The organism is Pseudoalteromonas sp. XMcav11-Q, assembly GCF_040104525.1.
Lineage (GTDB): Bacteria > Pseudomonadota > Gammaproteobacteria > Enterobacterales > Alteromonadaceae > Pseudoalteromonas.
In genome coordinates, this window is the sequence record NZ_JBECOX010000003.1 from 28,217 (window position 1) to 44,280 (window position 16,064).

The following is a 16,064-nucleotide window of genomic DNA, read 5'->3' on the forward strand; positions in this document are numbered from 1 at the left end:
AATCGGTATAAGAAATAACGGCCGCTAGAGCGCGAGTTGTTATTCCATGCTGAGATTACTCTTCTATAAAATTAAACTCTGTTCCGGTTAAAATAATATGCAAGCAGGCACCGCCATGCGCTGGGCTTTGCATTTTGATTTCGCCCTTCAACTTCTGTGTTACTAAGTTATATACAATACTCAAGCCAAGCCCTGTCCCCCCCGAAAAACGCTTTGAAGTAACGAAAGGCTCAAATATAGCGGGCAATAACTCTTTATCTATACCGGCACCATCATCTTTAAAATAAAAATGGATATAGTCATTAATTAACACGGTAGATACCACAATATTGAGCTTTTGCCCGTCAATCTTGGCGTGCTTGATGCAGTTGTTAATACTATACCCAACAACTTGGCTAAACACCGACGGGTAGCTTATTAAAGTTAAGTTTTCGGGGATTTCGAGTTCAATGGCATAGTCTTCTTGGTTTAATTCTGATTGGTAGCAATCAAAGACATTTTTAACTAAATGCTTAAGGTTGAACGCGCTCTTTTCTTCAAACTCTCGATTCACTGCCACTAGCTTAAAATCATCTACCAGTGAGGCTGTGCGGTGGAGGTTATTCTCTAATAAATATAGCGCGGCTTCTGCCTCAGTAATTAGTGTCGTCAAGGTTTGCCGCTGTAACTTACCAAGTTCAAGTTGCGATTTTAGTGTCGCGACTTGCTCTTTTAAATGCGATTGGCTGGTAATAGCAACACCAAGCGGTGTATTAAGCTCATGAGCAAAGCCACTCACCATATTTCCTAAGCTCGCCATTTTGGCTTCTTCGATTAAGCGTTGCTGCGCTGCGCTCAGGCGCGCAAGCAAGGTTTCAATAAATGCTAATAGGTCATCGAGTTGATGAGCAATTTGTGCAATCTCATCGTTACCGTCAATATTCACCCTTAAGCTAAAGTCTTCAAGCTTAGCAACTTTTACGAGTACTTTATTAATAGCCAGTATATGCCGTGTGACTTTGCTATTTTGATAATTCAGTAAGATAAGCACAGCAATATTCATCAGTACAATTAAAATGAGGCCATATAAAATGATACTTTCTTTACGTTCTTGCGTAACGGCTTGGGTACGGATTGATACCAGTTCAAACTGGCTTCTTAATTTTTGCTTCTCGGTGAATAGCTCCGCACGTACGCCTTCACCATCGTGCAAACCTAGCTTTCGCAAAATAGCAACATAGCTTGCAAAACCCGCTTCATAACGTTTAAGCAAGTTGCTTATCTCTTCACTAAGCGCACTGTCTTTGATTAGTTGCTCAGCATGCATGACAAGTTGTTCATGCTGCTGTAAATAACTTAAGTCAGCTCTTAACAAAAAGTCTTTTTCTCGACGCCTTAATTCCAATATGGCAATTTCCAACTGAGGCATAGCCTTACCAGAAATTCGCTCCTGCAAAGCATGGGCGCTACGTCTGAACTCACCATAAATACCTGCATTTTCGTCATAGCCGAGTTGCTCATGCAAACGGATAAGTTCGTCTAGTTTACTAAAGTAGGCTTTTGACAGTTCATCGAGTTGTAATAGCAAAGGCAGCAAGGCCTCTTCATTGGCCATAGAATTAAGCAAGCTACTAAAGCTATCCTGATAGCTGTACTTTAATTGCGGGATGGCAGAAACATCATCTTTTTGTGCTCGAACAAGAATATGCTCTTCTTGATCCATGGTTCGTTGTAGAGCGGTTTGCAGCTGAGTAAGTTGTGCGGTAAGGCGGGCACTACGACTCACTTCGTAATACAAAAACCAGCTGACAAAAATGATCACAATCGCAGAAGTCAACGCGGCAATTTTGAAAAATAGAACTGACTGCTTTAGCTGCACGGCACATTCTCACTTAATTGATACTCTGTAAGCTTAGTATAGTTCTATTGGGTTTCCTGATTTGTTTCCAAAACCTCACTTTCTTTTTGTTGTCGTTGCGACAGGTTTTTATCGTAATACATGTTGTGATCAGCGCGAGCCATGAGTTCCGAAACACTATCTTGATTTGCTGAAGGAAAAGCATAACCAACGCTCACCGTCGTTTGAATAGTGTGTCTATCAACTTGTAGCGGTTGCTTTTCAACCTGCTCCTTAATATTTTTTATAATTGAGTTAACCAAAGCGTCCTCTGAAACTCTGTGCAAAATAATAACAAACTCGTCCCCCCCCAATCGCGCGATAAAATCATACACACGCACTGAGTTCATCAAAATTGACGAGACATGGAGTAACAGCTTATCTCCCACTTCATGACCAAACTTATCATTTACTTGTTTAAAATTATTTAGATCGAGGTTAAGTAGCACAAATGACGATTGCTCTGAACGACCAAGTAACGTATTGAGCTGTCTAATCGCATAGCGACGGTTGGGCAACTTAGTTAAATCGTCTTGCAACGAGGCGGTATGTGCTAAGTGATACGATCGATAGAGCACTAATAACGAGAGAAACAATATTGAGGCAACAGCAGTAACCAAAATCTGTGCTTGTTGTCTTGCTTTTGCATAAGTGCTCTCGTCAATTTGATAATCAGCCACAAGCTGCCATTCACCAGATGGTAAATTGATTGGGATGACTAAATCTGGTGTTTCAAACAAGGTAGCAGAGCCATAAAAGACATCTCCCTGTTCACCGAGTCCATCTCGACCTCGAATCGCTAAAGTGGCACTGTCCAATTCGTTAATGCCACTGTATTCAAGCAGCTTCTGATAATCTAGAACCACACTAATCGCGCCCCAGTAGTTTTCATTCCTCGGATAATCCGAAAACACAGGAAACCTCGCTATCAACGCTTCACCGCCTTGCACTAGCTGTAATGGACCGGCGATAAATACCTTTTGAGAGGTTCTTGCAATTTCAACAGTGCGAAATTGTTCAGGGTTAGTGCGAAAATCGAAACCGATAGCCGCTCGGTTCCCTTCAACTGGATAGACATGACTAATGATATTATTTGGTGCGAGACCGACATGGCGAATCAGCGTCGACTTTTCAACGGCTTTAGCAACCACATGAGACCAATGCTCAATTGCAAAGTCAGGATCAATTGTAACAAAGGTCGCTAAACTCTCAGCCAGATAGGTGTCCATAAATATGGCGTTTTCAATTTTAGCGCGGACAAGTGAAATGTTAGACCTTACCGTTTCGGTTCTTTCGCTTACTTCCTGAACCACAATAGAGTGAGAAATAAGCTTTACCGCGTAGAAAGTCAAACTCCAGAACACGATGGTAAACAACGATAACAGCACTATGGTTTGCTTTTCTACAGTTACCTTCATCGCCTCTCTTGCCTAATAAAATTTAGCAGCTTAAATCTACAATAAACCAATTTAATTACAAAAGCATAGGCAATTTACCGAAAACCGCCAGTTTTGTGGGGAAGTAACTGTCTGTTTAGAAGAATGGGTTGAATCGTGGAGACAGCTTGATTTGTAGCGGCGAATAGCACCGGTGATGTGGCGCTTAAATTAATTCGTCGAGATAAGACCAATTCGTTCGTCGAGATAAATCTCGACCTACAATTCGAGGCATAAAAAAACCCAACCAATTGGTTAGGGTTATAAAAAGTGGTACCAGTGGGCGGGCTCTTAACCTGTATTAGCGCCACCCGCGTGGCGTCCAAGTCCGATATCATAATTTCAAAGCATAAATTTGAGGCATAAAAAAAACCCTGCTAAAAAGCAAGGGCTATAAAAAGTGGTACCAGTGGGCGGGCTCTTAACCTGTATTAGCGCCACCCGCGTGGCGTCCAAGTCCGATATCATAATTTCAAAGCATAAATTTGAGGCATAAAAAAACCCCTGCTAAAAAGCAAGGGTTATAAAAAGTGGTACCAGTGGGCGGACTTGAACCGCCACGCCCGAAGGCAACGGATTTTGAATCCGTCATGTCTACCAATTCCATCACACTGGCATAATTTTTCTTTCATCTTCTAAAACAAGAGAAAATAAAGAAAAACCACTTTGAGCTCAGGCTTTTTTTATTTGCCTTCGTCTCTATGCTTTGCATTATACAAAGGCGATTAAGAACGGCAAGTAATTTTTTTGCAATAAGGCGTTAACTGCTTGTTATTTGCACACAAGTAGTTAAATATTGCTCTAAATTCAACTTTATTCATGTCAAAGCTATAAAGACAGGGCATTACTAATCCATTAGTTAACGTAATTCAGTAAACGTTTTATCGGTTTATGTGTAAAATACCCCGCAACCTTGTAATTATGAGAGTTGTTATGTCACATTTTGCTCCAGCGAATTTCAGCCGTCGCTTGGCTTCACTTATATACGACAGCTTAGTGGTCGTCGCGTTCGCAATGCTGACTACCGTGTTATTTTTACTAACTATCAATGCCTTAATTTCATTTAACGTGCTCACGCTTGGTAATCATGAAGACGTATCGGCGCTGATCCAAGCGGATCCCATTTTATATACACTTAGAGCCACTTTATTAGTGTTGGTTTCAGTGCTGTTTTTTGCCTATTTTTGGACTAAGAGCGGTCAAACTATCGGCATGCGCGCATGGCGCCTAAAAGTGCAAAACCCCGACGGAACACTGTTAACTTGGCCAAAAGCAATCGCTCGTAGCCTATGCGCACTACTTGGGCTGGGTAATCTGATAGTGTTGTTAGACTTTAAAAAGAAAAGATCGCTCCAGGATATGCTGTGTGGCACTGAAGTGGTAGTACTCAGCAAAGAGGAAAATAAAAAGGTTTATAACAGCTTAGATTAATCTAAGCTTCAAATAGCAGCCTATTCCATTAGCCATGTCCATAAAAAATATAGGCCTCAACATGAGGCCTATTTCTTTATTTAATTCAAAACGTTAATTTTGTTTCTTCAGCAGATGGATAGCCAATCCAATAAATAACAAGCTTGGCATTAACGCGCCAACCACCGGTGGAACTTGATATACCATCACAATAGGGCCAAAAATTTCATTACTCAGGTGGAAGGCTAAGCCTGTTACCACGCCCATAATAATCCGCGCGCCCATACTCACCGTCCTCAGTGGCCCGAAGATAAATGACAAAGCCACTAGTAGCATAACCCCAATCGTCAGCGGCTGCATCACTTTACGCCACAGCGCGAGTTCATAGCTACTTGAATCTTGCTCATTTTGCTTTAGATAAGCGAGAAATGACCATAACCCCGTAAAAGACAAAGCATCAGGCTCTACCGACACGACACCCAATCTGTCTTCGCTTAATTCAGACTCGTAGAGCATTGATTTTGAATAATGCGTTGTAATTTGCTGTTGATCGATATGTACTTCTTCCACGTCTTGCAATTGCCAGCCGTTAGACATACTTTGCGCCGACTGAGCACGTACTATTTTTGCCAGTGTTAGTGAATCATCGAAATAATAAATCGCGATATCTTTAAGCTTACCGTTTTTTTCAACATTACCAATGTTAATAAAATTGCCGCCATCTTTCGCCCAAACACCACGCTGAGCGCTGTAGACTTCACCGCCATAAATTGCTTCGTTTTTTAACCGTTTTGCGGTTTGCTCCGCTTTTGGTGCGCCCCACTCCCCAAGCGCCATCATCAGTAGTGCAAGCACCACTGCCGTTTTCATCACCGACATAATAATTTGAAAACGCGACCACCCAGCCGCTTGCATCACAATTAGTTCACTGCTTGAGGCAAGTGCACCAAGCCCAATCAGGCCACCTATCAGCGCAGCCATCGGGAAAAATACCACGATATCGCTTGGCATGCTGTAAATGGTATAGAGCATGGCACCGAGTAAATCATAGCTGCCACGACCAACCGAGCGCAGTTGCTCAATAAACTTAATAAGCGTATTGATCCCAACAAAAACTAATAGCGCGAAACCTGTGGTTTGTAAGATGCTACGCCCTAAATACCAATCTAGCGTCTTCATCATACCGTCGTCTCCCGTTTCATAAATACCGAGCGAACCCACACACCAAAAGGTCTTCCTTTAGCAATTAAATAAACGCCAATAAAGAGCACACTTAAGTGGATCCACCAGAGACCGACTGAGGCTGGTACTTTTTCTTCAGCTAACAAAAACTTGCCTGCATTGAGTAAAATGAAATAACCCAAATACAGGGTAATTGCTGGCACGAGCTTAGCGAACTTGCCTTGTCTTGGGTTAACCACACTCAGAGGCACAGCCAATAGAGTGAGTAACAAAATGGAAATAGGCACCGACAATCGCAACTGAAATTGCGCTTTTGCTTCTGGCGTATCCATTTCAAGTAACTGTAAGCTTGGAATAGCCTCTAATTTACGGCGCTGGTGTTCAATTTCTTGTTCTTTAATTTGCACTTGATAAGTACCAAATTCAGTGCGATTAAGTGCTTGGCTGAAGCCATCAGTCTCGTAACGCTTACCTTCATGAAGGAGTAGTTGCTGCTCACCACTATCAAGCTCAATCACTTCACCTTTTTGCGCATACACTAAACGAGCGGCTTGATTTGAGTCCTTCTCGGGCAATTGCGCGACAAACACTTTGTCTAATTCGCGGCCTTGTTCGCTAATGCCGTGAACAAATACCACCGCTTTTTCATTGCCCGTTTGCTGAAATCTACCGGCTCTGAGAGTAGAAAGCCCCGACTCCGCATCGGCTTGCTCTCTTAATTGGTACTCTTTTTCGCTCGCCCAAGGTGCAATATACATACTCACACAAGCGGCCAGTAATGCAAAAAACACACTAGAGACTAAAGTCACCCTAACCACATACCACTCACTGACCCCGCAAGCGCGCAGTACCGTCATTTCACTGTCGGCGTAGATGCGACTATAGGCTAAAATGATCCCTAGAAAGAGACTAAGCGGTAAAATATATCCGGCCAACTGTGGCAGTTTCAACGCAAGCATAGCAAGTACTAACTTACCCGGTATACTCCCTTCAGACGCTGAGCTCAGAATGAGTACAAACTTTTGTGACAAAAATATTGTCATTAAGGTGAGAAAAACCGCAACCTGAGATTTTAGTACTTCACCCGTTAAATAGCGGAAAATAAGCAATGTTCGTCCCTATAAAACGTCTTGTTTCACTGGAATAGTGGGAAAAATTGAGTAAACTGATTATTTTAGTCACTTTATTATATGTCAATGCGCCGGAATATCCTACCTAAGGTTAAAGCATATTCATGACTTTAATGTAGGAAAGTGTGCTGGCATAAAAAGTTCAAAATGACATGACAAAGACTCAGGAGTCGCAATGGAATTCAGCGTTAAAAGTGGTAGTCCAGAGAAACAGCGTAGCGCATGTATTGTTGTAGGTGTATACGAGCCACGCCGTCTCTCACCAATTGGTGAACAGCTGGATAAAATAAGCGAAGGCTATATCTCAAATTTACTCAGACGTGGTGATCTTGAAGGCAAACCAGGACAAGTTCTACTTCTTCATCATGTACCAAATGTACTCAGCGAACGCGTTTTGTTGGTGGGTTGTGGTAAGGAAAGAGAGCTCGACGATAAACAATACAAACAAATCATCTCTAAGACCATCAATACGTTAAATGAAACGGGCTCAATGGAAGCGGTATGTTTTCTGACCGAGCAACATGTTAAGGGCCGTGATACTTACTGGAAAGTTCGCCAAGCGGTCGAAACCACGCAAGATTGCCTGTATACCTTTAATCAACTAAAAAGCAAAAAGAGTGAGGCTAGACGCCCGCTACGTAAAATCGTCTTTAACGTACCAACGCGTCGTGAATTAACAATCGGTGAAAGCGCGATTGAGCACGGTCTTGCTATCGCAGCAGGTAGTAAGCTGTGTAAAGACGTTGCTAATATGCCGCCAAACATCTGCAACCCTCGTTATTTGGGCGAGCAAGCACAACAGTTGGTTGAAGACTTTGATAACGTTACCGTTAACCTTGTTGGCGAACAAGAAATGGAAGAGCTGGGTATGCACTCATATCTAGCGGTTGGCCGTGGCAGTCGCAACGAATCAGTGATGTCAGTTATCCACTATAACGGTGGTGACGAAGGCCAAGCACCAATCGTGTTTGTGGGTAAAGGCTTAACATTTGACTCAGGTGGTATTTCTATCAAACCTGGCGAAGCGATGGATGAAATGAAATACGACATGGGCGGAGCCGCGGGCGTGCTTGGCTTAATGCGAGCTGTCGTACAAATGCAACTGCCACTTAACGTGATTGGCGTTTTAGCTGGCTGCGAAAATATGCCTGGAGGCGATGCTTACCGTCCGGGCGATATTTTAACCACTATGTCGGGCCAGACCGTTGAAGTACTCAATACAGATGCCGAAGGCCGCTTAGTACTGTGCGATGCACTAACTTACGTTGAAGCATTCGAGCCTGAAACCGTTGTTGATGTTGCGACTTTAACGGGGGCATGTATTGTTGCGCTTGGTAGCCATGCAACAGGTTTATTATCGAACCATAACCCGCTTGCCCATGATTTGCTAAAAGCGTCAGAGCAAAGCGGCGACAGAGCGTGGCAACTACCGCTTTGGGATGATTATCAAGAACAACTTGAGAGCCCATTTGCAGACTTTACGAACTTAGGTGGTCGCGCAGCTGGCACAATTACAGCCGCGTGTTTCTTGTCTAAATTTACTAAAAAGTACAACTGGGCGCATTTAGACATCGCAGGTACAGCATGGCGCAGCGGCAAGAACAAAGGCGCTACAGGTCGTCCTGTGCCTATGCTGATGCAATACTTACTTAACCGCGCCAATATCACGGACGCGCAGCAAGACTAATAGTCTAGTCGCGATACTTAACAAGCATAAGTCGCGACATAAAGTCGCTGCTACAAAAGGCTAATCCAAACCGTAGCAGCGGGTTTACCCCGCGACATGATGTAGCAGCGGGTTTATCCCGCGACATGTAGCAGCAGGTTTATCCCGCGACATGATGTAGCAGCGGGTTTACCCCGCGACATGTAGCAGCGGGTTTATCCCGCGACATGTAGCAACGGATTTACCCCGCGACATGATGTAGCAGCGGGTTTACCCCGCGACTATATCCCGCGCCAAATTAAGCCTACAAAGCAACTAAACCATCTCAGCAAGCACTTCTCACCACTTGCCATATTTTATTCTTCTTCGCCTGGTTCTTGATTGATGGTATTGCCTTTATATGGCAGAATACAGGCTTATTTATGTGCATTTAAGTGGCGCTATAATTAGTTTTAAACTAAGCCGCGCATACTGATTTTCTTCGTCTACGCTATCACGGTAAACAAGATTACAGATATTGAGCAGCTGTGGAGCCTGTGGCAAACCTCAGTACTCCTCGCAATTGGTATTATTATCATGACTATCAAAGCGCGCTTTTACGTGTTAAAACAAAACGATGAGCCGGGGATTAGCGTTCCGGCTCATTTTGATCTGGCAGCACAAACTGCGGCGAGCTTATATCAAGCTGGACACCGTATCTTTGTTAACGTCGATAATACTGACGACGCTCATTTATTCGATGAGCACCTTTGGTGTTTTGACGCAGACAGGTTTGTGCCCCACAACTTACAAGGCGAAGGCCCCAAGGGCGGCGCACCGGTGGAAATTGGCACTATGCCTCCTGCTGCTCGTCGCCCCGTGCTCATTAATCTGGCTCGGGTCGTCCCTGACTTTATTCGTCGCTTTGAACAGGTGATAGATTTTGTGCCTGTTGAAGCCAGCGCTAAGCAAGCCGCACGAGAACGTTTTAAGCAACTTCGTGCACTTGGCGCAACAATTTCCACTGAAGACATTGAGAAATAGCATTTTTAGGGTTCTGTGTAATGGATAAAACCTACAATCCACAAGATATTGAACAGTCTTTGTATCAAGACTGGGAGTCAAATGGCTACTTTAAGCCATCAGGCAATGGTGACGCATACTCGATTATGATCCCACCGCCGAATGTCACAGGTAGTCTACACATGGGCCACGCGTTCCAAGACACTATCATGGACACTTTGATCCGCTATCAGCGTATGAAAGGCAAAAACACACTATGGCAAGTGGGTACCGACCACGCAGGTATCGCCACTCAGATGGTAGTTGAGCGTAAGCTTGCAGCTGAAGAAGGTAAATCACGCCATGATTTAGGCCGTGACGAATTCATCAATAAAATCTGGGAATGGAAAGAGCAATCAGGTGGCACAATCACCAAACAGTTACGCCGTTTAGGCGCGTCTGTAGATTGGGATAGAGAACGTTTTACGATGGATGACGGCTTGTCTGAAGCAGTAAAAGAAGTATTCGTTCGCCTATATCAAGATGACTTAATTTACCGTGGTAAGCGTCTAGTTAACTGGGATCCTAAATTACACACTGCGATTTCTGATTTAGAAGTTGAGAATAAAGACAAGCAGGGCCATATGTGGAATTTACGCTATCCACTTGCGGATGGCGTAACCACAAAAGATGGTAAGGACTATATTATCGTAGCAACCACTCGTCCAGAAACCATGCTTGGTGACACTGGCGTTGCAGTAAACCCGGATGATGAACGTTACCAAGACTTAATTGGTAAAGAAATTCTACTTCCTATCGTCAACCGTCGCATTCCTATCGTTGCCGATGAACATGCAGATATGGAAAAAGGCACGGGCTGCGTAAAAATCACGCCAGCACACGACTTTAACGATAACGAAGTTGGTAAGCGCCATGAGCTGCCAATGATCAACGTGTTCAACAAAGACGCGGCTGTTCTAAATACGGGTGAGTGCTTTACTTTTGATGGTAAGCCACTTGAAGCGATGGATGCACCAATTCCAGAGCGTTTCCACGGCCTTGACCGTTTCGATGCGCGTAAGCAAATCGTTGATGAATTTGAACAGCTTGGTCTACTTGAGAAAGTCGACGATCACAGTCTAACCGTTCCTTACGGCGACCGCTCTGGCGTAGTTATCGAGCCATTACTTACCGATCAGTGGTATGTTCGCGTTGCTCCTCTTGCTGAGCCTGCGGTAAAAGCGGTAGAAGATGGCGATATTCAATTTGTACCTAAGCAATACGAGAACATGTACTTCTCTTGGATGCGTGATGTTCAAGACTGGTGTATTTCCCGTCAACTTTGGTGGGGCCACAGGATCCCGGCATGGTATGACAGCGAAGGTAATGTATATGTTGGTCGTGACGAAGCAGAAGTTCGTCAAAACCATAACCTAGATGCGAGTGTAACGCTGACACAAGATGAAGACGTACTAGACACTTGGTTCTCTTCTGCACTGTGGACTTTCTCAACGTTAGGTTGGCCTGAAAACACGGAAGATCTAAAGGTATTCCACCCTTCAGATACCTTGGTTACTGGTTTCGATATTATCTTCTTCTGGGTAGCTCGCATGATCATGATGACCATGCACTTCATCAAAGATGAAGATGGTAAACCTCAAGTTCCATTTAAGACCGTTTATGTGACTGGCCTTATTCGCGACGAAAATGGCGATAAGATGTCTAAGTCAAAAGGTAACGTGTTAGATCCACTAGACATGATTGACGGTATCGATCTTGAGAGCCTAGTGACAAAACGTACTGGCAACATGATGCAGCCACAGCTTGCGGCAAAAATCGAGAAGAATACGCGCAAAACATTTGTCGATGGTATTGAAGCACACGGTACTGATGCATTGCGTTTCACTCTTGCAGCAATGGCATCAACGGGACGTGATATCAACTGGGATATGAACCGTCTTGAAGGGTACCGTAACTTCTGTAACAAGCTGTGGAATGCTAGCCGTTATGTATTGATGAACACAGAAGAACAAGACTGTGGCTTCAACGATAACGAAAAAGTGTATTCTCTAGCGGATCGTTGGATTTTAGGCCAATTCCAAAATACAGTTAAGGTGTTCTCTGAGCACTTAGATAACTATCGTTTTGACCTTGCGGCAAATACCATTTATGAGTTCACATGGAACCAATTCTGTGACTGGTATCTAGAGCTAACTAAGCCAATTCTATTTAAAGGCAATGAAGCGCAGCAACGTGGTACACGTCATACGCTTATCACCGTATTGGAAGGCTTACTTCGTTTAATGCACCCACTAATGCCTTATATCACAGAGACAATTTGGCAACGTGTAGCACCAATCGCAGGTGTCGAAGCGAAGACAATTATGCTTGAAGCGTTCCCAGTATTCGACGAAAGCAAAGTTGATGCGCAAGCGATGGCAGACCTTGAGTGGGTGAAGCAGTTTATTATTGCTATCCGTAACATTCGTGGTGAAATGGACATCAGTCCAAGCAAGCCGCTAAACGTGTTACTTACTGGTGCAAGCGAAGATGACAAACGTCGTCTAGAAGAAAACCAAGCTTTCTTAAGTGCTCTGGCAAAACTGGAAACGGTAGATTTGCTTGCAAGCAAAGACGAAGCACCAGCTTGTGCGACTGCGTTTATCGGCGACCTTGAAATCATGATCCCAATGGCAGGTCTGATTGATGTAGAAGCTGAACTTGCACGTATTGCCAAACAGCTTGAAAAAGCAGAAAAAGGTCTTGAGCAGGTCGAAAAGAAACTCGCAAACGAAAAGTTTGTAAGTAATGCGCCTGAAGCGGTACTTGCTAAAGAGAAAGCAAAATTAGCTGAGTTTAGCGATGCAAAAACGAAGCTACTTGAACAAAAAGCAAAGATAGAAAGCTTGTAATCGCTTTCTATCTTGGTTGGTTTTATACCACTGCAAAAATTAAAAAAGCCGCATATTGCGGCTTTTTCATTAACTGATTAAAGTATTACTGTTGCTCGAATAGGCTGTCGGTACTTAACCCTTCGTGTTGTAAAATATCCTTCAAGCGTCTCAATGCCTCAACTTGAATTTGCCTTACACGCTCTCTCGTTAGCCCGATTTCGCGGCCAACATCTTCAAGCGTAGACGGCTCATAACCGAGCAGACCAAAGCGTCTCGCTAGCACTTCTCGCTGTTTTGGATTTAACTCTCCAAGCCAATCAACAATGTGCTTATTAATATCGTTGCTCTGCACTTCGGTTTCTGGACCACCGCCCTTTTCATCCGCGATTATATCGAGCAGTGCTTTGTCATTTTCACCACCAATAGGCGTATCAACCGAAGTAATCTTTTCGTTCAGACGCAGCATCTTGCTGACCTCTTCGACAGGTTTGTCGAGACATTCAGCGATTTCTTCTGCGGTAGGTTCATGATCCAACTTTTGCGTCAATTCACGTGCTGTACGTAGGTAAACGTTGAGCTCTTTGACAACATGAATTGGCAAACGAATGGTACGAGTTTGGTTCATGATAGCGCGTTCGATGGTTTGACGGATCCACCAAGTTGCATAAGTAGAAAATCTAAATCCACGTTCCGGATCAAACTTTTCTACAGCTCGGATCAGACCTAAGTTACCTTCTTCAATGAGGTCAAGTAATGCCAAACCACGGTTGTTATAACGACGAGCGATTTTAACCACTAATCTCAAGTTACTCTCTATCATCCGTTTACGTGAGGCTTCACACCCCTTTAACGCTTTACGCGCAAAGTAAACTTCTTCTTCTGCACTGAGCAGTGGGGAAAATCCAATTTCACCTAAATAGAGTTGAGTGGCATCTAAGTTTTTAACCACTTCTTCTTTGGCAAAAACTTCTTCGTCGTCTTCGAGGTCTTCAAGTAATTCGTCTTTCGGTTCGTCAATATTATCATCTTCGAGCTTGTCTAACTCAGGAGTAGATTTTGTAGGTAATTTTGCAGTGTGAGCCATAAGTATTCTCCCCAAGCGAATAAAAGTAAGGGTACTCGAACCAATCGATGTACTCGCATTACTTTATGGCAAGTATTTTGCCGGGTTTACAGCTTGACCTTTAAAACGGATCTCAAACCTAAGCGCCGTCTTAGAAGCATCTGTACTACCCATTTCGGCAATTTTTTCCCCAACTTTAACTTTTTGCTGTTCTCTGACGAGTAACTTAGCGTTGTGGGCATACGCACTTAGATAATCATCTGTATGTTTCAGAATGATTAAATTGCCATACCCACGCAACGCACTCCCTGCATATACAACTACACCGCCAGCAGCAGCCTTAACTGAAGTGCCCAGTTTATTTGAGATCTCCAATCCCTTATAACCATTCTCTTTAACAGAGAAGTGACGAGTCACCTTGCCTTCAGCAGGCCATTTCCATAGTACCTTATTATTATACAAAGCCTTGGTACTACTAGATTTTTGTGTGGCTTGTCTTTGAACATACTCTCGTTGATTTGGCTTATCAAGCTCTTTTTTGGAGGTTTTGTTACTTTTTTGTTTTAAAGACTGAGACTTGCGGTTTACTTTCGTGTATTTTATGTTCTTTTTGTTTTTATTTCTGGGATATTCTAGACGAATGATCTGATTGGGATAGATCGTGTACGGAGGCTTAATTTTATTGATTTTCGCAAGTGTTCTTACATCTTTGTTCGCGCTAAATGCAATTGCAAATAAAGTATCGCCTTTTTTTACTTTGTAACTGCTTCCGTTAATATTAATTTTATGTGACGAGGTGGTCTTACCAGAGTATAAAGTTGTTACAGGTGCAGGCGTATGATTCGACGAACAGGCAACAAGCAGGCCGCTTAAATAAATCGATATGATGACCTGAGACTTGCGCATTACTTATATTTTCCAGTGCTACTATCAACGACTATCATATCAATCTAACTTAATTTTGCTTGGTTTTCACATTCTACTGGAAAAATAGTTATATTTTATGGAGTTGTTTTTAAAACCAGCAAATTAACCGACTTCGCCAGCGATTAAAGGCACAAAGCGCACGGGAGCTAGAGCATGGCGAATAAACTGCTCACCTTGTTTAACAAATAACGTGAGTATTTGCTCTTCAATCCCAATTGGAATGACCATGGCACCGCCATCTTCTAGTTGCGTCAACAAATCATCTGGAACTGATTGTGCAGCGGCTGTAACAATGATCCCCGCAAAGGGCGCTTTTGAAGCCCAGCCCTTCCAACCGTCACCATGTTTCATGGTAACATTGTATAAATCCAGCAAATGCAGCCTTCTGCGCGCTTGCCACTGCAGCGACTTGATCCGCTCGATGCTAAAAACCTGTTCAAACACTTGTGCCAGTATGGCGGTCTGATAACCAGAGCCCGTCCCCACTTCCAAAATGCGCCCTTTAACACCCACTTGTTTTAACACTTCAGTCATTTTTGCGACGATAAAAGGTTGTGATATCGTTTGCCCTTGACCGATAGGAAGTGCAGTATTTTCATATGACTTATGTTTAAGCACTTCATCGACAAACAAGTGTCTAGGCGTGTTAGCGATGGCATTGAGTACCATTTTATCTTCTACGCCTTGCTGTGTTAGCAGTTCCACCAGCGCGTTGGCACTGCCCTGATAATTATTCAGCACATACGCCTCTTAAGATAACCAGCTCGCCACAGCATCTAAGCTCTCGTAAGCCGTCATATCCACCTTGAGCGGTGTGATAGCGGCATAACCATTGTTTACAGCATGAAAATCCGTGCCTTCACCAGCGTCACTTTCATGACCTAACGTGCCATACCAGTACACACTTCGGCCCCATGGGTCGATTTGTTCGGTCATGGTATCCGCTTTATGACGTGAGCCTAGTCGAGTGACTTTAATCCCTTTTAAGTCACTTAATGGAATATCAGGGACGTTGATATTAATGATTTGGTCTTTTGGTAGCGGGTGGTTTGCAAGCTTTTTAATGATCTCTACCGTGACATGCGCTGCAGTTTCGTAGTGGGCTTCATTTTTAGAGCAAAGAGAAACGGCAATCGCAGGCAAGCCCACATGTCGACCTTCAGTGGCCGCCGCAACAGTGCCAGAGTACAGCGTATCATCGCCAAGGTTAGCGCCATTGTTGATCCCTGCAACGACTAAATCCGGCAATTCATCCATCAGTTTGTTCACTCCAAGGTGAACACAGTCGGTGGGCGTGCCATTCACGGAGATAAAACCATTATCTAGCGTAGTCGCTCTGAGCGGGTTTAATAAGGTTAACGAGTTACTCGCACCGCTACAGTTTCTATCTGGACCAATGACGGTTACGTCCGCGATTTGTGATAACGCTTGATACAAGATAGCAATACCCTTGGCGTGAACACCATCGTCATTACTCAATAGGATCTTCATATTTCACC

At 43.6% G+C, this 16,064-nt stretch carries 12 protein-coding genes and 1 tRNA gene; 4 read left to right on the plus strand and 9 right to left on the minus strand.

Features of this window, described 5'->3' with window-relative positions:
- Positions 1-55: 55 nt before the first annotated feature.
- From ABMY45_RS05755 to ABMY45_RS05765, 3 genes are all read right to left on the minus strand, one after another.
- On the minus strand, positions 56-1,858 hold the full coding sequence (locus ABMY45_RS05755; protein ID WP_349288571.1) for a HAMP domain-containing sensor histidine kinase: 1,803 nt from the start codon (positions 1,856-1,858) through the stop codon (positions 56-58).
- Positions 1,859-1,902: 44 nt separating this feature from the next.
- On the minus strand, positions 1,903-3,294 hold the full coding sequence (locus ABMY45_RS05760; protein WP_349288572.1) for a diguanylate cyclase: 1,392 nt from the start codon (positions 3,292-3,294) through the stop codon (positions 1,903-1,905).
- 549 nt (positions 3,295-3,843) lie between these two features.
- Positions 3,844-3,928, minus strand: a tRNA-Leu gene (locus tag ABMY45_RS05765).
- Between the two features lie 317 nt (positions 3,929-4,245).
- Here ABMY45_RS05765 and ABMY45_RS05770 point away from each other — a divergent pair.
- A complete protein-coding gene (locus ABMY45_RS05770) occupies positions 4,246-4,743 on the plus strand; it encodes an RDD family protein (protein ID WP_239421607.1) in 498 nt (165 codons plus the stop codon).
- A 93-nt stretch (positions 4,744-4,836) separates the two neighbouring features.
- Here the strand turns inward: ABMY45_RS05770 and lptG are convergent, their stop codons facing one another.
- Both lptG and lptF read right to left on the minus strand, forming a co-directional pair.
- Positions 4,837-5,904 (minus strand): LPS export ABC transporter permease LptG, encoded by a 1,068-nt coding sequence (gene lptG / locus ABMY45_RS05775; protein WP_102056162.1) that lies wholly within the window; start codon positions 5,902-5,904, stop codon positions 4,837-4,839.
- On the minus strand, positions 5,901-7,013 hold the full coding sequence (gene lptF / locus ABMY45_RS05780; protein WP_102056161.1) for an LPS export ABC transporter permease LptF: 1,113 nt from the start codon (positions 7,011-7,013) through the stop codon (positions 5,901-5,903). The genes lptG and lptF overlap by 4 nt, the downstream gene beginning before the upstream one ends.
- 196 nt (positions 7,014-7,209) lie before the next feature.
- Here lptF and pepA point away from each other — a divergent pair, with 196 nt between their 5' ends.
- The 3 genes from pepA (at position 7,210) to ABMY45_RS05795 (ending at position 12,593) form a co-directional block, all read left to right on the plus strand.
- Positions 7,210-8,721, plus strand: a complete 1,512-nt coding sequence (gene pepA / locus ABMY45_RS05785) for a leucyl aminopeptidase (protein ID WP_010605633.1) — start codon at positions 7,210-7,212, stop codon at positions 8,719-8,721.
- 555 nt (positions 8,722-9,276) lie between these two features.
- Entirely contained in the window at positions 9,277-9,723 is a 447-nt protein-coding gene (locus ABMY45_RS05790; protein WP_010377414.1) for a DNA polymerase III subunit chi, read from the plus strand.
- Positions 9,724-9,743: 20 nt separating this feature from the next.
- Positions 9,744-12,593, plus strand: a complete 2,850-nt coding sequence (locus ABMY45_RS05795) for a valine--tRNA ligase (protein WP_235366994.1) — start codon at positions 9,744-9,746, stop codon at positions 12,591-12,593.
- A gap of 85 nt (positions 12,594-12,678) precedes the next feature.
- Here the strand turns inward: ABMY45_RS05795 and rpoS are convergent, their stop codons facing one another.
- The 4 genes from rpoS to surE form a co-directional block, all read right to left on the minus strand.
- On the minus strand, positions 12,679-13,659 hold the full coding sequence (rpoS, locus tag ABMY45_RS05800; RefSeq protein ID WP_010605635.1) for an RNA polymerase sigma factor RpoS: 981 nt from the start codon (positions 13,657-13,659) through the stop codon (positions 12,679-12,681).
- Between the two features lie 63 nt (positions 13,660-13,722).
- A complete protein-coding gene (locus tag ABMY45_RS05805) occupies positions 13,723-14,544 on the minus strand; it encodes a peptidoglycan DD-metalloendopeptidase family protein (protein WP_239421606.1) in 822 nt (273 codons plus the stop codon).
- A 123-nt stretch (positions 14,545-14,667) separates the two neighbouring features.
- The gene (locus ABMY45_RS05810; protein ID WP_010605637.1) at positions 14,668-15,306 is read right to left on the minus strand and encodes a protein-L-isoaspartate(D-aspartate) O-methyltransferase; all 639 of its coding nucleotides are present in this window, start codon (positions 15,304-15,306) and stop codon (positions 14,668-14,670) included.
- A gap of 9 nt (positions 15,307-15,315) precedes the next feature.
- Entirely contained in the window at positions 15,316-16,056 is a 741-nt protein-coding gene (gene surE / locus ABMY45_RS05815) for a 5'/3'-nucleotidase SurE (RefSeq protein WP_010377409.1), read from the minus strand.
- Between the last annotated feature and the right edge of the window lie 8 nt (positions 16,057-16,064).